This window comes from Sphingomonas plantiphila, from assembly GCF_046000505.1.
In the GTDB taxonomy this organism is placed as follows: Bacteria; Pseudomonadota; Alphaproteobacteria; order Sphingomonadales; family Sphingomonadaceae; genus Sphingomonas; species Sphingomonas plantiphila.
Window position 1 is genome coordinate 13099 of the sequence record NZ_JBELQC010000001.1, and the last position, 18021, is coordinate 31119.

The window sequence follows — 18021 nt, forward strand, 5'->3', positions numbered from 1 at the left end:
AACTTAACTCGATATTATCGTAACGAAGCACATAGCGTCGGTACGATGATCCCGCCGTCGCTCCGTGTCGCGATATTGCCCGTCGCAATCGCTGTGGCCGTGCCTACGCGGCCCGCGCTCGCGCGCGATGTGACGGTGCAAGCGGCGATCGTCAGCGACTATCGCTTTCGCGGCCTCAGCCTGTCCAATCGCATGCCGGTGATCCAGGGCGGCGTCGATGTCGAGCGGGACGGGTGGCAGGCGGAACTTTGGGGTTCGATCCGTGCGGATGGCGAGCCCGAAGGGCGGGAGGTCGACCTGTATCTCGGCCGCGCTGGCTCTATCGGGGCGCTGAGTTATGAGGCAGGGGCACGGGCATATTTCGTTGATTGCGCACGCGCCTATTTCGAGGTCACCGCGCAGATGAACCGTCCGCTCGGTCCCGTGCAGTTCGCGGCGGAGTTGAGCTATGCGCCCGCGCAGGCGGGCCTGCGCGACAATCTCTACGTCGCGGCCAGTCTCTCGGTGTCGCCGGTCCCCAGACTTAGGCTGACCGGCCGGGCCGGGATCGAGGATAATGCGATCTTTGGCGCGAAGAGCGACTGGGAAGCCCGCGCGGAATTCGACGCGCAGCCGCTGACGTTCAGCGCAGCGATCGTCCAGGCGCGCAGTCATATGCTGACGACAGAAGATCGCGCCCCGGCGGGCGTTTTTGCACTCCAGGTGAAATTCTGATGCTGAAGTTGGACATCGCGTCGCTGGCCTTCACGCTTGCCGCTTCCGGGAGCGTGCCCGACGAGGCGCCTGAGACGGCGCCGGCTGAAGAAATCGTCGTTACCGCGCAGCATCGCCGCGAGCCGATCGGCGACACCCCGATCGCGATCAGCGCCTTTGACGGGAGCTTCGTCGATCGCGCCCGGCTCGACGATATCAAGGACCTGGTGGCGTTCGCGCCGGGCTTTGCGGGCGCCTCGGACGACAGCTATATCGAGGATCTGGCGGTGCGCGGTATCGCCTCGAACGACTATGGCATCGGCGGCGAGCCATCGATCGGGATCTTCAAGGACGGCATCCATCAGGGTCGCACCGGCTCAGCCGTGACGTCTCTCTATGATATCGAGCGTGGCGAGGCGTTGCGCGGACCGCAGGGCGTGCTGTTCGGACGCAATGCGATCTCCGGCGCGATCAGCGTGATCACGCGAAAGCCCGAATTCGACCGGTGGAGCGGGGTCCTGGCTGCAGGCTATGGCGAACCCGATCGCCGCGAGTTCGATGGTGCCGTGAACATCGCGCTCGGCAGCAACTGGGCGATGCGCGCGGCGGGATATCTGCTCGACACCGATGGCTGGATCGACAATGCGGCGACCCCCGGCCACGACCGGATCATGCGCCAGTTCAAGGCTGCCGGCCGGGTCGCGCTGCGGTATGAGCGCGGGGCGCTGAACGCCTGGATCATCGGCGAGCACGAGCATCGGCGATTGGATGGCACGCCGTACCGCGCGGCCAATGCAGATCGCGAAGTCATCGATGCGATCGACGCTGCGCTGGGAACCCAGATCGTCGTTCGCGGCGATGGCCGGTCGATCGACAGCGACCTTTTGAACCCGCGTGACGATGGCGATATCAGCAGCCTGACGGCCCAGGCCGATCTTGATCTGGGCTTCGCGACGCTGACCGGGATTGCGGGCTATCGCGGCCACCGGTTCACCTATGAAGAAGACTATGACGGAACTGCCGAACCCTTCGGCACCTATCGCCAGTTTCAGTCGGGCACCTATGCCAGCGGCGAGCTGCGGCTGGTGTCGCGGCCGGGCGGACCGCTGAGCTGGACGCTCGGACTGTCTGCCTATCGCGAGACAGTGCAGGCGCGCTACACGGACGAGGCGAATGAGCGCTACATATGCCTTGCCGGTTATGGCTATGCGAGCTGCGACGATCTGACCCAGGACCTTTTCGGTACGGCCTATGTCCCGTCGCCCGATGGCATGTTCGTTCAGCCGAACAGCGCGATCAACCGTGCCACCGGGCTTTCGGCCTATGGCGACGCCAATTACTGGGTGATGACGCGCCTGCAGATCGGTGCCGGGCTGCGCTACAGTCTGGACTACAAGCGTTTTGCTCTGGATGTGCCGCAGACGGCCAGCAGCCTTGGGAATATCTGGACCTTCACCTATCATACGGACGGCTATGTCGAGGATGCGCGGCGTTGGCAGGGCCTAACCCCGCGGATGTACCTGCGGTGGAAGCCGGATGAACATGTCAGCGTCTACGCCAGCGTGTCGCGCGGCTACAAGGCTGGTGGCTTTGGCACCTTCACGCTCGAGGCGCCCGCGCCGATCGACGACTTCGGACTGGTTCCCGCAGGAACGCGACCGGATGCGTTCAATTCCGAAACCGTTTGGAGCAAGGAGCTCGGTATCAAGGCGAGCCTTGCGCAGGGGCGGCTGCACTTCGACATCGTCGCGTTCGACTATCTCTACTCCAACCTCCAGACCAACTTCTACAACACCGAAACCCGCGCGCAGGAAGTGATCAATATCGGCGAAGTGCGCGGGCACGGAGTCGAAGCGGCGCTGATGGTCCGGCCCACGCATTGGTTCGACCTGCGCACCTCGCTGACCTGGACGCGCACGCGTACTCGCGGCGACCGTGGCTGTGCGCTTGATGACTGTGGCGGGCTGACCAATCCCGAATGGGCATCGAACGGCGTCGCGACCTTCAAATATCCGCTCGGCACCGACGCGGCGACCCTGTCGCTCGAGTGGATGTGGCAGGGCAAGTCGCGTGACTCATGGGACTGGCGCGGCATCGTGCGACGGGACCCTGCGCTCGCGGCAAACCTGCTGCTCGGCTACCGCTGGGGCGAGCGGGTCGAAGCCAATGTTTACGTCCAGAATCTGTTCGACAAGCTATGGTATCAGGGCGCTCTGAACGGCGGCGACCTGGACCCGGCGTCGGTCTGGGGCGTGTCGCAGCCGCGCAACATCGGGATCAATGTGAGGATAGGCGTAGGAAATTGAGGTGAGCAGGTGTCAGATCGGGCCGCTTGCGCCGGAATGTCGAGTTTTGGCTGCCCTGTGCCGTAAAGCGGACCGTCACAAATCGGCCCATGAGCGGAAACAAGCGGGACATCTTGCCGACACCAAATTTCAGCCAGAATGAAAATGGGACCGGCAGTGGGACCAAAATCGCCGCGAAAGAAATTTCCCCGCAATATCAGTCTCTTAATATAGAAATTGGCGGAGAGGGTGGGATTCGAACCCACGTTACGGTTCCCCGTAAACCGCATTTCGAGTGCGGCGCGATCGACCACTCTGCCACCTCTCCGCGAGGGGTCCGGGATGCATCGAAATGCCGCTCCGACCGGTCGAGCGGGCGCCTCTATACCAGCCGGTGCGACGGCGCAAGCGGGTTGCCGCACTCTTCTTGTGCAGGGCGCCGGAGACACTAGATTGGAGACATGACCAGTCCATCCGCACCGCTCGATCTGTCGATCTCCGGCGTTCCGGTACCGCCGGTTGCGCATGCCCGCTTCAACCTGGGCGAGGTGGTGCGGCACCGTCTGTTTGATTTCCGCGGCGTGATCTTCGACATCGATCCGGTCTTCGCCAATACCGACGAATGGTATGAGGCGATTCCGGAGGAGGTGCGCCCGCGCAAGGACCAGCCCTTCTACCACCTGCTCGCCGAGAATGCCGAATCGAGCTATGTCGCCTATGTCAGCCAGCAGAATCTGGTGGTCGACGACAGCGACGAGCCGATCGAGCATCCCGCGATCCGCGGCCTGTTCGATCAGGTCGGCGACGGGCGCTACCAGTTGAAGAACGAACACCGGCACTGATCCTGTGATGCGCCTGACGGCGCATGCGCGGCACCAGCCGCTCCCCCACGCAGGCGTCTTCTGATGCGCCTGACGGCGCATGCGGCACCGGCCCGCACCCCCACCCGGCCACCCATTCCACAATATGCTGTCGATGGGTGGCCGGGTGGGGGTGTGGGCCGGCGCCGCTCCCGGGGGGAAGCCCGGCGACAAAGGTTGACTTGCGCACGCGATTCGCATAACCGCGCCGTTCCTCCCGCCGGGTTCGTCCTGCGCGGGCACATGCTTTTGAAATTGAGATGAGGCCCATGTTCGCTATCGTGCGCACGGGCGGCAAGCAGTATCGCGTTGCCGCAGGAGACAAGATCGTCGTCGAGAAGCTCGACGGCGAAGCCGGATCGACGATCACCCTGGGTGACGTGCTGCTCGCTGGCGAAGGTTCGGATCTGAAGTCGACCGACGGGCTGACCGTCTCGGCCGAGATCGTGGCGCAGGCGAAGGGCGAGAAGGTCATCGTCTTCAAGAAGCGCCGCCGGCACAACTATCGCCGCAAGAACGGCCATCGCCAGAACCACACCATCCTGAAGATCACCGCGATCGGTGCGCAGGAGACCAAGAAGAAGGCCGCGAAGGCCAAGGCGACCGAGGGCGACGCCCCGGCAGCCGCGGAAGCGTAAGGAGTAACGCGAAATGGCACATAAGAAGGCAGGCGGCTCTTCGCGTAACGGCCGCGATTCGGAATCGAAGCGCCTTGGCGTGAAGAAGTTCGGTGGCCAGGTGGCGATCGCCGGCAACATCCTCGTGCGTCAGCGCGGCACCCGCTTCTATCCGGGCGCCAATGTCGGCATCGGGCGCGATCACACGCTGTTCGCGCTTACCGACGGCCGCGTGCGATTCCACGACGGCAAGCTTGGCCGCAAATTCTGCTCGGTAGACATGATTGCGGAAGCAGCCGAATAACATCGGGTAACCGGCCGGGTTGCCCACCAGGGTGATCCGGGTCTCCGCTTCAGGAGACCGCAAAAGGGAGACGGGTCACCCCGGCTCCCTTTTTCTTTGCTCCCTCCCCACCCCAACTGTCGCGCTCCGGTCATCTTGTCCGGGCATCGGCGGGTCCGCGAGGAGAGTAAGATGTTCGCACGTACACAGCGGCTGATGCTGCGGCCCGGCTGGGCCGAGGATGCCCCCGAACTGGCCCGCGCGATCGGCCATCACGAGGTTGTCCGCAACCTCAGCCGCGCCCCCTGGCCCTATGCGCTGGGCGATGCGCAGGCGTTTCTGTCGCTACCGTGCGCACCGACCGACCTCCGGTTCCTGATCTGTGCGTTTGAGGATGGGGCGACCAAGATCGTGGGGGGCGTCGGGATCGGCCCGCTTCGCGACGAACAGCACGAGCTGGGCTATTGGATCACCCCGACCGCGTGGGGCCGGGGCTATGCGACCGAAGCCGGCGCGGCGGTGATCCGCATAGCCCGAACGCTGCGCATCGACCGGGTCACGGCGCGCCACGCGATCGACAACCCTGCGTCGGGGCGCGTCCTGCGCAAGCTCGGCTTTCGCCCCACCGGACGTGTCGGCAGCTATTCTTCGCTGGGTCGCGGCGGCGAGGTGCAAAGCATCGAGTTCGAGCAGCGGCTGACCGACTCGGATTGCACCGACCCATGCCACGGACGCATGGCGGCCTGACGCGAAGGAATCGGACGGAGCCAGTTACGCTACACGGCTCCGTCCGAAACTCTGGATCTCAGTTCGCGGGTACGGGCTCGCGCCGCACCGGCTCAGGCGCAGCCTCCCAGCCGCCGCCCAGCGCCTTGAATAGCGCGACCTGCGCCTCGGCCAGCGCGGCATTGGACTGGGCGAGCGCGGCGCGCGCCCCTGCCCGCTCGCGCTCGGCGTCGATGCGCTGGAGCAGGCTGTCGCGCCCCGCCTCGAACCGCAGGATCGCGATGCGCGCGGCGTTGGTCGCCGATGCGTCCGCGCGGCGCAGCGCCACGTTCCGCTCGATCTCGCCCGAATAGCGCGCCAGCGCCTGCTCGACCTCGCGCAGCGCGGTCAGCACGGCGCCGTCGAATGCGGCGAGCGACCCTTCCGCCCCCGCCTCGGCCTGTCGCACGCGGGCGCGGGCGGCTGTGAGGTTGGGGAAGCTCCAGCTGAGCAGCGGCCCGAGCGAGAAGTTGAACGACGAGGACTTGCCGAGATCGCCGATATTCTGCGCCCCGAGCGACACCGATCCGCCTAGTGTGATCGACGGATAGAGCGCGGCGGTCGCCACCCCGACCCGCGCGGTATCCGCCGCCAGCTGGCGCTCGGCCTGACGCACATCGGGACGGCGGGCGAGCAGCGCCTGTCCGTCACCGACCGGGATCAGCGCGGAGACGCCGGGGGGCGTCGCGCATTGATCCGCCTGCGCATCGAGTTCGGCCGGCGGCCGGCCGGTCAGCGTCGCCAAGGCATAGAGCGCCGCGCGCCGCTCCGCCTCGAACGCCGGAACCTGCGCCCGCGCGCTTTCGGCCAGCACGCGTGCCTGATCGACGTCGCGGATCGTGCCGCGACCGGCATCGAGCAACCGCTGTGTCAGGTCGAGGGTGCGCGTCTGAAGCTGGACCGTCTCCCGCGCCACCGCGGCCTGCGCGGCAAAGCCGCACGCCGCGGCATAGGTACGCGCGGTTTCCGCCGCGATCGCGACGCGCGCGCCGTCGAGGGCGGCCTGCGCGGCATCGACATCGCCGCGCGCCGCCTCGATCGAACGGCTCACCCGTCCGAACAGGTCGACCTCATAGGATGCGTCGAGACCGACCTGGAAAAAGTCGCCCTCGACCCCGTCGACGCCCGGCGGCAACGCGCCCTGGGCGCTCTCCGCCCCGACGCGCGAGCGGGTGTAGCCCGCGCCGATATTGGTGCTCGGCAAGCGGGCGCCGCGCGATTCGGACAGGATCGCGCGCGCGCGCTTGAGGTTGGCCGACGCCTGACGGATATCGGTGTTGTAGGTCAGCGCCTCGACCACCAGGCGATCGAGCGTGGGGTCGTTGAACAGCCGCCACCACTCGCCCTCGACCGCGCCGGGCGACACCTTGGTCATTCCCGGATCGACGAAGGCGGCGGCCGCCGCCGGTGGGGTCTGCGGCCGTTCATAGGTCGGGCCGACCGAACAGCCCGCCAGCAGCGCCGCAGTCAGGAGGGATAGGCGCTTCATTCTGCGGGCTCCGTCACGGGATCATGGGGTTTGCTGCGAAAGCGCGCCGTCTGGGCGGTGGCCCAGATGCCGAACTTGCGGCTGATGACGTAGAAGGCCGGGGTGAACAGCAGGCCGAAGATGGTCACGCCGATCATCCCGAAGAACACCGCGACACCCAGCGCCTGGCGCAGCTCCGCCGCGGCGCCGCTCGCGATCACCAGCGGCAGCACGCCGAGGATGAAGGCGATCGAGGTCATCACGATCGGCCGCATGCGCTGGCTCGCCGCGTGCTTGGCCGCTTCGAACATGTCCATGCCCTCTTCCTCGTTCTGGCGGGCGAATTCGACGATCAGGATCGCGTTCTTCGCTGCCAGGCCGATCAGCACGACCAGGCCGATCTGGGTAAGGATATTGTTGTCCAGCCCCATCACGTTGACGCCCAGGATCGCGGCCAGCAGGCACATCGGCACGATCAGGATCACCGCCAGCGGCAGCACCAGGCTCTCGTAGAGCGCGGCGAGCAGCAGGAAGACGAACACCACAGCCAGGCCGAACGCCAGGATCCCGGTATTGCCCGCCGAACGTTGTTCCAGCGCGAGCTCGGTCCATTCATAGCCCATGCCCTCCGGCAGCGTCTGCTGGGCCAGCGCCTCCATCGAATCGAGCGTCTGGCCGGTCGAATAGCCGGGCTTGGAATCACCCTGCAGTTCGGCCGCCGGGTACAGATTGTAGCGTACCACGCGATACGGCCCGCTGTCGTTCCGCAAGGTCATCACCGAGCTCATCGGGACCATCTCGCCGGTGGCGGAGCGGGTCTTGAGCGCCTGGATGTCCGACGGATCGTCGCGATAGGGCGCATCCGCCTGTGCCGTCACGCGGAACGTACGACCGAGATAGTTGAAGTCGTTGACATAGGCCGAGCCGAGATAGGCGCCGAGCGTCGAGAAGACGTTCTGCACCGGCACGCCCATCCGCTCCGCGCGCTCGCGGTCGACATCGGCCGACAGGCGCGGCGTGCCGACGTTGAACTGCGTGAACGCTCCGGCAACGCTCTCCTGCTGGTTGGCGCCCATCATCATCCCGAACGCCGCCTGGGCGAGCGCAGGATAGCCGAGGCCGCCGCGGTCCTGGATCATCATCTTGAACCCGCCACCGGTGCCGATGCCCGGAACGGGCGGCGGCGAAATGACGAGGATGTCGCCACCCTTGATGCCGGCGAGCGCGGGATACAATGCCTGCTGGATCTCCTCCGCGCTGCGGTCGCGATCGGCATGCGGGGCGAGGCCGAAGAACACGACGCCGGCATTGGGCGCGGTCGAGAAGCTGGCGCCGTCCAGACCCGCAAAGCCCACCACGAACTTCATGCCGTCCAACTTGCGCGCCGCGGCGATCGTCTGTTGCACCACCGCGTCGGTGCGGTTGAGCGACGAGCCCGGCGGCAGCTGGACCACGCCGATCAGATAGCCCTGATCCTGCGCGGGAATGAAGCCCGACGGCGTGGCCGTGAAGCGCCAGCCGGCGACAAGGATCAGCGCGACATAGACGATGCCGATCAACGCGAGCGCGCGCACCAGGCGAGCGGTCAGCGTGCCATATTTCTCCGACAGCCAGGTGAAGCCCTGGTTGAACTTCGCCCCGGCCCGGGCGGGCGCTCCGCGCCATCCGGCGGGAGGCGCCGTATCATGCCCCTTGTGCTTGAGCACCAGCGCGCACGAGAGCGTGAGCGACACGAAAGCCGAGATGACCGTCGCCGAAGCGATGGTGATCGCGAACTGTTGGTAGAAGGCGCCTGAGATGCCCGGAATGAACATGGTCGGAATGAACACGCCGGTAAGCACCAGGCTGATCGCGATGATCGCGCCCGATACCTCGTCCATCGTCTTGTGCGCGGCTTCCTTGGGTGAAAGCCCTTCCTCTTCCATCAGGCGCTCGACATTCTCCACCACGACGATCGCGTCGTCGACGACGATGCCGATCGCAAGCACGAGCCCGAACAGCGACAATGTGTTGAGCGAATAGCCGAAGGCGAGCAGCACCGCGAACGCACCGACCAACGAGATCGGGATCGCCACGATCGGGATGACCGCCGCGCGCCAGCTCTGCAGGAAGATGATCACCACCAGCACGACCAGCACCAGCGCTTCGATCAGCGTATGCTCGACCGCGGTGATCGATTCGGCGATATATTCGGTCGGGTTGTAGTCGATCGAATATTTCATCCCCGGGGGGAAGTCCTTGGACAGCGTCTCGAGCTCGGCCTTGACCGCATCGGCGGTGGCGAGCGCGTTCGACCCGGGCAGCTGGAAGATGCCGACGCCGACCGCGCGCTTGTCGTTGAGATAGCCGTTGAAATTATAGTCCTGCGCGCCGAGCTCGACCCGCGCGACATCGCGCAGATGAGTCAGGCGGCCCTGCGCGTCGCGCTTGACCACCACCGCGCCGAACTCGTCCGGCGTGGTCAGGCGTCCCTTGGTCTGCACGCCCAGTTCGAAGGCAGGGCTGGCCGGTCCATAGGGCGGTTGGCCGACGGCACCGGCGGCAACCTGGACGTTCTGGCTGCGGATCGCGTTGACGACTTCGTCCACGGTCATGTCGCGCGCGGCGGCAAGGCCCGGGTCGATCCAGATGCGCATATTGTAATCGCGCCCGCCGAACGCCTGGGTCTGGCCGACGCCGGGGATGCGGTTGATACGGTCCTGAACCTGCAGCGTGACGTAGTTCGAGATATACTGGATATCCAGGCTCTCGTCGGGCGAGGTGAAGAACGCGACCATCAGGAAGTCGGGCGAGTTCTTGTTCACCGTGATGCCGATGCGCCGGACGTCCTCCGGCAGGCGCGGCTCGGCCGTTGCGACGCGGTTCTGGACCAGCACCTGCGCCTGATCGACATTGGTGCCCTGCTTGAACGCGACGGTGATCTGCGTCTGGCCGTTACCGGTCGACGAGGACGTCATGTACAGCATGTTGTCGACGCCGTTGATCGCCTGTTCGATCGGCGCCGCCACCGTTTCAGCCAGGGTTTCCGCGCTCGCGCCCGGATAGGCGGCCGTCACCACCACCGTCGGCGGTGCGATGTTGGGATATTGTGCGATCGGCAGCGACGGATATGCGATGGCGCCGACGATCACGATCAGGATCGACATCACCGCCGCGAAGATCGGCCGCTCGATAAAGAAATGCGGGAATTTCATGGTGTGCGCCCCTTACTGGACGGTCGCCTGGCCCGAAGCCGGTGAGTCGATGGGTCGCGTGGGTGCCGCCTGCTTGCTCGCGTCGGGCTTGATCACACCCTTTTTGGGCGTGACCGGTGCACCCGGCTGAAGCCGTCCGATCCCCGTGATGATGACACGGTCCGTGGGCGCCAGTCCGTCGCGGACGATGCGCAGCCCCTCGGCCCGCGCGCCGACCTCGACGACACGCGGCGTCGCCTTGTTGTCCTTGCTGAGGACATAGACGAGGCGGCGGGTCTGATCGGTGACGATCGCCTCGTCGGGGATCAGCATCGCGCGATAGCTGCCCGAACCGAGCAGGCGCGCACGACCGAACATGCCGGGGGTCAGGAATCCGGTCGGATTGGGCACGACCGCATGCGCGCGGATCGTTCCCGAATTGGGGTCGACCGCGTTGTCGAGGAACTCCATCCGCCCGTTCCAGCGATACTCGTTTTCGTCGGCGAGCTGGATCTGCACCGGATTGGCGGTGTTGCGCGACGAGCCGCGCTCACCGCGCTGATCCTGGCGGAGATTCTTGAGGTAGAAGGATTCGGCGCCCTCGAACTCGAACCAGATCGGGTTGATCGACACGATGCGCGTCAGCACGGTCTGTCCGTCAGCGACCGAATCGCCGATGCTGACCTTGCGATCGGACACGCGGCCGCTGAACGGGGCGCGGACGGTGGTGAAGCCGAGATTGAGCGTCGCCTGCGATGCGGCGGCGCGGCCCGCGGCCAGATCGGCCGAGGCGCTGCGTTCCGCGGCGACATTGGCTTCAAGCTCCTCCGCGCTCACCGCCTGCGCCTTGGCAAGTTCGCGGCTGCGCGCGGTAACCTGGCGGGCGTTGGTGAGTGCAGCCTGCGCGCGGGCGATCTGGGCATTCGCCTGCATCAGCTGCGCGCGATAGGGACGCGGATCGATCGTAAAGAGCGGCTGTCCCTTGCGGACATCCTGACCGTCGCGGAAATGCACGGCGGTAATGACGCCGTTGACCCGCGCACGCAGCTCGACATCCTCCGGCGCAACGAAACGACCGGTATAGTCGTCCCAGTCCACCACTTCGCGCTGAAGCGGGGTCGCGACCGTGACCTCGGGCGGGGGCGGAGCTGCGGGGGGCTGACCGCCACCACAAGCACTCAAAGCCGCCAGCGCTACAAAGCCTGCCAGGACACGCATAGTCGTATTTCCCCTTATTGCGGTGCAGCAATTGGGGAGCGGCAAAAGCGGTTTCAACCCCGCAACGGATAATTTCTGATATTTTCCGTTCAGTAATTCAAAACGCGGTCACGCGGCGATGGTTCCGCTCGGCAGGATCGCCGCCTCATAGGCGCTCTCGGCGCGGTGGATCAATCCTCGATCATCGTGGTTCCACGGGTGAAAACCGGGCAGGAAGTAGCTGATCCACGCCGGGATCATCCGCGTGACCAGACCCGGCGAAACGAGAAGATATTTCGCCACCTTCGCCTTTGCCCGCCAGCCGGTGACGCCATCCTGCGCCATGAGGTCGAGCGTGCCCTCAATCCTGTGTTTCCAGAAAGTGCCGGTGATCAGCAGCATCGTCAGCGACTTGATCTTCCACCGCTTCCACCGGCTCATGCCGCGCGTGGCATGGAGATAGGTGTCATAGGCCACACCCTTATGCTCGATCTCCTCCAGAGCATGCCAACGCCACATGTCGCCGTTTTCGGCGTCGGCTCCGGCCAGATGCTTCGGGTTGCGCAGCAGTTCGGACGCGAGGATCGCGGTGTAGTGTTCCAGCGCCATGGTCGCGGCGAGCTGCACGATCTTCGGCCGCGCACGCGCGATTTCGAGCACCTGGTCGACGCGGCTTTCGAGCCGGGTGATGTCATAGCCATGGTCCAGCACGCGCCGGTTGAACGCGACATGCTCGCGGCTGTGCACGACTTCCTGCACGGTGAACGCCTTGATCTCGCGCGCGAGCTTCTCGTCCACGCCATCGCGGAACGCCTTCACGCTTTCGATGAAATAGGCTTCGCCCTTGGGGAAGGTGACCGACAGCGCGTTGTAGAAGGCGGTCGCGGTGACATCGCCGCCCAGCCACCAGCGATCCTGGCGCACCGCGCGCCCGAAGCGGCGGTCGCGCGGGGTGATGGTCAGGTCGGCGGGAGTCTTTGCGTTCGACATGGTTTTGCTCCAAGGCATCTGGAACTGGAGCTAGTGCTTACTTACACCAATGTCAATAACGCCCATCACCGAACGCAAACGCCTGAGTCCCGAAGAATCGCGCGACGCCGCGCTTGAAGCCGCGCGCGCGTTGCTGATCGAAGCGGGGCCGCAGGCGGTGACGCTGAAGGCGGTCGCCGCGCGCATCGGGCGGACACATGCCAATCTGCTCCATCATTTCGGATCGGCGGCCGGGCTTCAGCGTGCGCTCGCCCGCAGTCTCGCCGAAACGGTCTGTTCGCGCATCGTCCGGCTCATTCAGGAAGCCCGCGCCGACGAGACGGCCCGGACCGAGGACAAGCCCCGTCAGGTCGTCGATCTGGCGTTCGACGCGTTCGACAAATCCGGCGCGGGCGCGTTGGCCAGCTGGATGATCCTGTCGGGAAACGAGGATGCGCTCGATCCGATCCTCGACGTGATCCACGGGCTGGTCGACCAGATTTCCGCGGTCGAGGGCGAGGATACCGGCGCCGCGCTGCGTGAGGATACGCTGGCGCTGGTGCTGATGGCGATGGGCGATGCGCTGCTCGGCGAACCGCTGGCCCGCTCGCTCGACCTTCCCCGTGGCGCCGCGCGCGAGATCGCGCTGCGTCAACTTACCGGTTCCCCGCGCTTTCTGAAGATGTGGGGCCAGGACAGCTGACATGCATTTTCTAGATCAGGCAAAAATCTTCATTCGCTCCGGCTGGGGCGGCGGCGGCGCCGTCGGGTTCCGTCGGGAGAAGTATATCGAATATGGCGGCCCGGACGGCGGCGACGGCGGCAAGGGCGGCGATATCATCTTCGAGGCGGTACCGGGCCTCAACACGCTGATCGACTTTCGCTACACCCAGCATTTCCGCGCCCAGCGGGGCCATGGCGGATCGGGCAGCAACAAGACCGGCGCGGGCGGCGACGATCTGGTCATCAAGCTGCCCGTGGGGACCCAGATCCTGGCGGACGACGAAGAGCGCACGCTGCTCGCCGACCTGACCGAGGCCGGCCAGCGGATCGTGTTCCTGAAGGGCGGCGACGGCGGACGCGGCAACGCCAGCTACAAGACCAGCACCAACCGTACCCCGCGACAGCACGGTACCGGCTGGCCGGGCCAGGAAATGTTCGTGTGGCTGCGGCTCAAGCTGCTCGCCGACGCCGGGCTGGTCGGCCTGCCCAATGCCGGCAAGTCGACCTTCATCAACGGCGTGACCAACGCCCAGGCAAAGGTCGGGGCCTATGCCTTCACCACCACCCGCCCCCAGCTCGGCGTAGTGCGGCACAAGGGCAATGAGTTCGTCATCGCCGACATTCCCGGGCTGATCGAGGGCGCCGCCGAGGGTGCCGGCATCGGCGACCGCTTTCTCGGCCATATCGAGCGGTGCAAGGTGCTGCTCCATCTGGTCGACGCAAATGACGCGGATGTCGCCACGAGCTATCGCGTCGTCCGCGACGAGCTGGAAGCCTATGGCGCGGGGTTGCTCGACAAGAAGATCATCGTCGCGCTGAACAAGATCGACATGCTCGACGACGAACTGATCGCCGCCCTCTCCGCCGAGCTCGAAGAGGCCAGCGGCGCCGAGGTGATCCCGATCAGCGGCGCCAGCGGCGTCGGCGTGGACTGGGTGCTCGACAAACTGCTCGAAGCGATCGGCCCCGAGCACGCGCGGGTGAACGACGACGACGGTGACGAGGAGCCGGTGGAGTGGTCGCCGATCTGATCGGCGCGCCGCTACACCGCTCCTCGCACTGCCTCAGCGCTTGAGCCGAAGCGAAATCGCGCACTGACGCGTGAATTTGTCCTCATCGATCCTGGTACAATCGCGGTCGGTCACGCGCGCACCCGAATAGCCGACTTCGGCGACTTCGCGCGCCAGCGCAGCGCGTAGCGCATAATTGACCGGCGCAGGGTCGCGTTGCTGGACGAACTTGACGACGAGCAAAGCCCGATCGTCCTCCAACGGGGAGAAGGTGTAGCGCATGGGTCCTGGATCGACATTGCCCGTCGCCGCGATCCGGGCCTGACGGGCCGACCATTCGGCGGGGGTCATCCCGATCGGGCCGCTGGGGAATGGAAACTCACGCGCGGCGACGCCGGTCGGCGAGCGCTCCTGCGCGAAACCCGGAGCGGCGAGCGCGGCTGCGCTGGACAAGATGATCGCAATTGACCCTGTTCGCATCGTCAATCCCCTTCAGACTGAGAAACTTGGATTTCGAAGCTGGACCTTCTTCTCTGAACCTCAATTGAACCAACATCCTGTATCGCTTTGTTTCCTCGGGAGGATTGGCTACCCTCCCGTCCATGTTCAGATTTACGCTTCTCGCCTTTGCGGTCGTGCTTCCCGCGTCGGCGTCTGCCCAAACCGCTGATGTCGCGCGTGAACCGGTGCGCACCCGGGTCTATCTGGGTCCGCAGCTGTCGCCAGCGACGCCGGGCGCCAAGGATCTCTCCTTCGGTCCATTCATCGATGTCTCACGGGCGCGCGGGAGCGACGTTTTCGAGTTCGAGGCGCCCGATGAAAGCTTCGGCTTTTCGGTCGCGGAGGCCGGCGGCGTCGAGTTCGGGCCCGCCCTCGGCTTCAAGGGCAAGCGCAAAGCGGAGGATATCGACCTGCCGCTGCATGAGGTCGGGTTCAGTTTCGAGATCGGTGCCTTCGCCCAGACCTATGTCGCCCCGAATCTCCGCGTCCGCCTGGAGGGGCGCAAGGCCGTGAGCGGGCATCGCGGCTGGGTCGGCGAAGCGGGTGCCGACTATATCGCCCGCGATGGCGACGACTGGCTGTTCTCGATCGGCCCGCGGGTCACGCTGGCTGACGCCAAATATCATCGCGCCTGGTACGGGGTCACCCCGGTCGACAGTGCCGCGTCGGGCCTCGCGACCTTCCGGCCCGGCGGCGGCGTCGAGGCCGTCGGCGTCAGTGCAGGCTATCTCCGCCAGCTCACCCCCCGGCTCGGGCTCGCCGCCTATGCGCGCTATGACCGGCTGGTCGGCGACGCTGCGGATTCGCCCTATGTCCGCGCGGCAGGGTCGCGCAGCCAGCCCTCGCTAGGCCTAGCGCTCAGTTACACCTTCGGCCGTCGATAGCGATCAGCGCGCGGCCTTGGCCTCGCGGGCCTCAAGCCGCGCGATCATCGCCTTCATCTCGGCGATTTCGCGCCGCTGCGTGGCGATGATCCCGTCCGCCAGCTTGCGCACTTCGGGATCGCGAATCTGCGCACGCTCACTGGTCATGATCGCGATCGAGTGGTGCGGGATCATCGCCTTCATATAGCTGACATCATCGACGGTCCGCTGGCTCCTGACCGCCCAGAGCGATCCCGAAAAGACCAAAGCCGCGACAGCCAGGATCGCGATGTTGGTGCGACGATCCTTGTACATGCCCCACATGAAGCCGAGCATGATTCCCGCCATCACCGCGCCCATCAGCAACGCCATCCAGACGCGCGTCTGGCTGAACGTGACATGCGCGAGGGCATAGGTGTTCAGATACATCAGGCCGAACATCACGATCGTGGAGGTCGCGATCATCGCGAGGAAGCGGGAATAGCGCATGGCGAGAGGCTCCTTTCGAAAGGCCAACCGCCCGCCGCGCCGGGGGGTTCCCGGCAGACACGCTTCCGCGCTTCCCACAGCACCCGCCTCGACTATATGCGGCGGAACCATGTCGCTCTTTCCGCCCGCTTCCTGCACCCGGCTCGTCGTCAAGATCGGCTCGGCGCTGCTCGTCGATAGTGACGGCGCGATCCGCCGGACCTGGCTGGAGGGAATCGTCGGCGACATTGCAGAGCGGGTCGAGGCCGGACAGCAGATTGCGGTGGTCTCCTCCGGCGCGATTGCACTCGGCGCGCGGCGGCTGAAGCTGCCCAAGGGCGGCCGGGCAAGCCTGGAGGATGCGCAGGCCGCTGCGGCGACCGGGCAGATCGCATTGAGCCAGGTCTGGGCCGAGATGCTCGCCGCCATGGGCCTGACCGCCGCACAGATGCTGGTTACGCTCGACGATCTCGAGGATCGCCGCCGCTATCTCAACGCCGCCGCGACGCTCGGGCGGCTGCTGACGCTCGGAGTCGTACCGATCATCAACGAGAATGACAGTGTCGCCACTGCCGAAATCCGCTTCGGCGACAATGACCGGCTCGCCGCCCGCGTCGCGCAGGCGGCCGATGCGAGCGGGGTCGTGCTGCTCAGCGATATCGACGGGCTGTACGACCGCAACCCGGCTCTTCCCGATGCCGTCCACATCCCCGTGGTCGAGCGGATCGACGCGCGGATCGAGGGGATGGCCGATCGCGGCTCCGCGTCCGGCATGGGATCGGGCGGCATGGTTTCGAAGATCGAGGCCGCTCGCATCGCCGCGAGTGCCGGGGTCAGCCTCGCCATTGCCAGCGGACGCATCGAACGCCCGCTCTCGGCCGCCACCCGGCACACGATCTTTCTCCCCGAAAAACGCACCCGCGCGCGCAAGGCGTGGCTCGCCGGTCGGCTGACCGCGAAAGGCAGCATCACCGTCGATTCCGGCGCGGCCAAGGCACTGACCGAGGGACGCAGCCTGCTCGCGATCGGCGCCACGGGCGTGCGCGGCATGTTCTTTCGCGGCGATCTGGTCACGATCGAGGGGCCGAACGGGCCGATCGCGCGCGGCCTGTCCGAATATGACGCCGCCGACGCGCAGGCGATCCTCGGCACGCGCAGCGAGGATCAGGGCGAACGGCTGGGCTATGCGCCGCGCGCCGCGCTGGTGCATCGCGACCATCTGGTGATGCTGTGAGCCTGACGCTCGCGCTGACCGGCGCAACCGGCTTTGTCGGCAAGGCGACGGTGGACCATGCACTGGCCCGCGGTCATCATGTCCGCGCCCTGACCCGGCGCGATCAGCCGGCGCGGGAAGGCGTGAGCTGGATCGCCGGAAGTCTGGACAGCGAGGATGCACTCGCCCGCCTCGCGAGCGGCGCGGACGCTGTTATCCACATCGCCGGGGTGGTCAACGCGCCCACACCCGCGGGCTTCATCAACGGCAATGTCCACGGGACCGCGCGCATGACCGCCGCCGCCGCTTCCATGGGGGTGCGCCGCTTCGTCCACGTCTCGTCACTGTCCGCGCGTGAGCCGCAGCTATCGAACTATGGGCGGTCCAAGGAGCGGGCCGAAGACGCGGTGCGCAAATCGGGACTGGACTGGACGATGATCCGGCCGCCGGGCGTCTACGGCCCCGGCGACACGGAGATGCGCGACCTGTTTCGCATGGCAAAGCTTGGCTTCGTCGTGCTGCCCCCGGCGGGACGTATCTCGCTGATCCATGTCCAGGATCTCGCACGGTTGCTGGTGGCGATGGCCGAACGCGATACCGGTCGACACATCTATGCGTGCGATGATGGAGTCGATGGCGGGTACAGCCATGCCGAGTTCGCGCGGCTGATCGGCGATGCCGTGGGCCGCCGTCCCCTGGCGCTGCATGTACCGCGCTCGCTGCTCTGGCTCGCCGGGCGCGCCGACCGGCTGCTGCGAGACGCGAACGCCAAGCTGACGCCCGATCGCGCCGCGTATCTCAGCCATCCCGACTGGACGTGCAATCCGGCCGAGCGACCGCCCGAAACCCTGTGGGCGCCGCGCATCGCGACGCCCGACGGGCTGCGGCAGACCGCCGACTGGTATCGCGCGCAGGGACTGTTCTGAGCGTCGC

17 protein-coding genes and 1 tRNA gene are annotated in these 18021 nt (G+C 66.2%); 11 read left to right on the forward strand and 7 right to left on the reverse strand.

The genetic code is table 11. From position 1 onward, the window contains the following. Nucleotides 1–45: 45 nt before the first annotated feature. Complete coding sequence (locus ABS767_RS00070; RefSeq protein ID WP_408076326.1) at nucleotides 46–714, forward strand: TorF family putative porin; 669 nt, start codon at nucleotides 46–48, stop codon at nucleotides 712–714. Then, complete coding sequence (locus tag ABS767_RS00075; protein WP_408076327.1) at nucleotides 714–2999, forward strand: TonB-dependent receptor; 2286 nt, start codon at nucleotides 714–716, stop codon at nucleotides 2997–2999. The genes ABS767_RS00070 and ABS767_RS00075 overlap by 1 nt, the downstream gene beginning before the upstream one ends. A 217-nt stretch (nucleotides 3000–3216) precedes the next feature. Here ABS767_RS00075 and ABS767_RS00080 read toward each other — a convergent pair. Then, a tRNA-Ser gene (locus ABS767_RS00080) sits at nucleotides 3217–3306 on the reverse strand. A 133-nt stretch (nucleotides 3307–3439) separates the two neighbouring features. Here ABS767_RS00080 and hspQ point away from each other — a divergent pair. The 4 genes from hspQ to ABS767_RS00100 all read left to right on the forward strand — a co-directional run bounded on the left by hspQ (nucleotide 3440) and on the right by ABS767_RS00100 (nucleotide 5485). Further along, nucleotides 3440–3820, forward strand: a complete 381-nt coding sequence (hspQ, locus tag ABS767_RS00085; RefSeq protein WP_408076328.1) for a heat shock protein HspQ — start codon at nucleotides 3440–3442, stop codon at nucleotides 3818–3820. Nucleotides 3821–4107: 287 nt separating this feature from the next. Beyond that, nucleotides 4108–4476 (forward strand): 50S ribosomal protein L21, encoded by a 369-nt coding sequence (gene rplU / locus ABS767_RS00090; RefSeq protein ID WP_408076329.1) that lies wholly within the window; start codon nucleotides 4108–4110, stop codon nucleotides 4474–4476. A gap of 13 nt (nucleotides 4477–4489) precedes the next feature. Next, nucleotides 4490–4759, forward strand: coding sequence for a 50S ribosomal protein L27 (rpmA, locus tag ABS767_RS00095; protein WP_145849395.1), 270 nt, complete (start codon nucleotides 4490–4492; stop codon nucleotides 4757–4759). Nucleotides 4760–4930: 171 nt separating this feature from the next. Next, nucleotides 4931–5485 (forward strand): GNAT family N-acetyltransferase, encoded by a 555-nt coding sequence (locus ABS767_RS00100; RefSeq protein WP_408076330.1) that lies wholly within the window; start codon nucleotides 4931–4933, stop codon nucleotides 5483–5485. Nucleotides 5486–5543: 58 nt separating this feature from the next. Here ABS767_RS00100 and ABS767_RS00105 read toward each other — a convergent pair whose 3' ends face one another. The 4 genes from ABS767_RS00105 to ABS767_RS00120 form a co-directional block, all read right to left on the reverse strand. Then, entirely contained in the window at nucleotides 5544–6992 is a 1449-nt protein-coding gene (locus ABS767_RS00105; RefSeq protein ID WP_408076331.1) for an efflux transporter outer membrane subunit, read from the reverse strand. Next, nucleotides 6989–10165: an efflux RND transporter permease subunit gene (locus tag ABS767_RS00110; RefSeq protein ID WP_408076332.1), complete on the reverse strand. Its 3177-nt coding sequence runs from the start codon at nucleotides 10163–10165 to the stop codon at nucleotides 6989–6991. Before ABS767_RS00110 ends, ABS767_RS00105 begins: the two co-directional genes overlap by 4 nt. Nucleotides 10166–10177: 12 nt before the next feature. Then, complete coding sequence (locus ABS767_RS00115; RefSeq protein ID WP_408076333.1) at nucleotides 10178–11362, reverse strand: efflux RND transporter periplasmic adaptor subunit; 1185 nt, start codon at nucleotides 11360–11362, stop codon at nucleotides 10178–10180. A 108-nt stretch (nucleotides 11363–11470) separates the two neighbouring features. Beyond that, nucleotides 11471–12331 carry a metal-dependent hydrolase gene (locus ABS767_RS00120; RefSeq protein ID WP_408076334.1) on the reverse strand — a complete coding sequence of 287 codons (861 nt, stop codon included), beginning with the start codon at nucleotides 12329–12331 and terminating at the stop codon, nucleotides 11471–11473. Nucleotides 12332–12380: 49 nt separating this feature from the next. Here ABS767_RS00120 and ABS767_RS00125 point away from each other — a divergent pair, with 49 nt between their 5' ends. Both ABS767_RS00125 and obgE read left to right on the forward strand, forming a co-directional pair. Continuing rightward, nucleotides 12381–13013 carry a TetR/AcrR family transcriptional regulator gene (locus ABS767_RS00125; protein WP_408076335.1) on the forward strand — a complete coding sequence of 211 codons (633 nt, stop codon included), beginning with the start codon at nucleotides 12381–12383 and terminating at the stop codon, nucleotides 13011–13013. 1 nt (nucleotide 13014) lies between these two features. Further along, the gene (obgE, locus tag ABS767_RS00130) at nucleotides 13015–14064 is read left to right on the forward strand and encodes a GTPase ObgE (protein WP_408076336.1); all 1050 of its coding nucleotides are present in this window, start codon (nucleotides 13015–13017) and stop codon (nucleotides 14062–14064) included. A gap of 33 nt (nucleotides 14065–14097) precedes the next feature. Here the strand turns inward: obgE and ABS767_RS00135 are convergent, their stop codons facing one another. Continuing rightward, nucleotides 14098–14496, reverse strand: a complete 399-nt coding sequence (locus ABS767_RS00135) for a hypothetical protein (protein WP_408076337.1) — start codon at nucleotides 14494–14496, stop codon at nucleotides 14098–14100. 149 nt (nucleotides 14497–14645) lie between these two features. Here ABS767_RS00135 and ABS767_RS00140 point away from each other — a divergent pair, with 149 nt between their 5' ends. Continuing rightward, a complete protein-coding gene (locus ABS767_RS00140) occupies nucleotides 14646–15428 on the forward strand; it encodes a MipA/OmpV family protein (protein WP_408076338.1) in 783 nt (260 codons plus the stop codon). 3 nt (nucleotides 15429–15431) lie between these two features. On the opposite strand, the gene ABS767_RS00145 is transcribed toward ABS767_RS00140, so the two are convergent. After that, nucleotides 15432–15896 carry a DUF305 domain-containing protein gene (locus tag ABS767_RS00145; protein ID WP_408076339.1) on the reverse strand — a complete coding sequence of 155 codons (465 nt, stop codon included), beginning with the start codon at nucleotides 15894–15896 and terminating at the stop codon, nucleotides 15432–15434. A 109-nt stretch (nucleotides 15897–16005) separates the two neighbouring features. On the opposite strand from ABS767_RS00145, the gene proB reads away from it, so the two are divergent. Both proB and ABS767_RS00155 read left to right on the forward strand, forming a co-directional pair. Beyond that, complete coding sequence (gene proB, locus ABS767_RS00150; RefSeq protein ID WP_408076340.1) at nucleotides 16006–17109, forward strand: glutamate 5-kinase; 1104 nt, start codon at nucleotides 16006–16008, stop codon at nucleotides 17107–17109. Then, on the forward strand, nucleotides 17106–18014 hold the full coding sequence (locus ABS767_RS00155; RefSeq protein WP_408076341.1) for an NAD-dependent epimerase/dehydratase family protein: 909 nt from the start codon (nucleotides 17106–17108) through the stop codon (nucleotides 18012–18014). Before proB ends, ABS767_RS00155 begins: the two co-directional genes overlap by 4 nt. Nucleotides 18015–18021: the final 7 nt, after the last annotated feature.

Bases quoted from the DNA above. Each gene is read 5' to 3' on its own strand.
- ABS767_RS00140 (WP_408076338.1), top strand. From the start codon at position 14,646: ATGTTCAGATTTACGCTTCTCGCCTTTGCGGTCGTGCTTCCCGCGTCG.
- obgE (WP_408076336.1), top strand. From the start codon at position 13,015: ATGCATTTTCTAGATCAGGCAAAAATCTTCATTCGCTCCGGCTGGGGC.
- ABS767_RS00125 (WP_408076335.1), top strand. From the start codon at position 12,381: ATGTCAATAACGCCCATCACCGAACGCAAACGCCTGAGTCCCGAAGAA.
- hspQ (WP_408076328.1), top strand. From the start codon at position 3,440: ATGACCAGTCCATCCGCACCGCTCGATCTGTCGATCTCCGGCGTTCCG.
- ABS767_RS00100 (WP_408076330.1), top strand. From the start codon at position 4,931: ATGTTCGCACGTACACAGCGGCTGATGCTGCGGCCCGGCTGGGCCGAG.
- ABS767_RS00145 (WP_408076339.1), bottom strand. From the start codon at position 15,896: ATGCGCTATTCCCGCTTCCTCGCGATGATCGCGACCTCCACGATCGTG.
- rpmA (WP_145849395.1), top strand. From the start codon at position 4,490: ATGGCACATAAGAAGGCAGGCGGCTCTTCGCGTAACGGCCGCGATTCG.
- ABS767_RS00070 (WP_408076326.1), top strand. From the start codon at position 46: ATGATCCCGCCGTCGCTCCGTGTCGCGATATTGCCCGTCGCAATCGCT.
- ABS767_RS00105 (WP_408076331.1), bottom strand. From the start codon at position 6,992: ATGAAGCGCCTATCCCTCCTGACTGCGGCGCTGCTGGCGGGCTGTTCG.
- ABS767_RS00075 (WP_408076327.1), top strand. From the start codon at position 714: ATGCTGAAGTTGGACATCGCGTCGCTGGCCTTCACGCTTGCCGCTTCC.
- ABS767_RS00110 (WP_408076332.1), bottom strand. From the start codon at position 10,165: ATGAAATTCCCGCATTTCTTTATCGAGCGGCCGATCTTCGCGGCGGTG.
- ABS767_RS00115 (WP_408076333.1), bottom strand. From the start codon at position 11,362: ATGCGTGTCCTGGCAGGCTTTGTAGCGCTGGCGGCTTTGAGTGCTTGT.
- proB (WP_408076340.1), top strand. From the start codon at position 16,006: ATGTCGCTCTTTCCGCCCGCTTCCTGCACCCGGCTCGTCGTCAAGATC.
- ABS767_RS00120 (WP_408076334.1), bottom strand. From the start codon at position 12,331: ATGTCGAACGCAAAGACTCCCGCCGACCTGACCATCACCCCGCGCGAC.
- rplU (WP_408076329.1), top strand. From the start codon at position 4,108: ATGTTCGCTATCGTGCGCACGGGCGGCAAGCAGTATCGCGTTGCCGCA.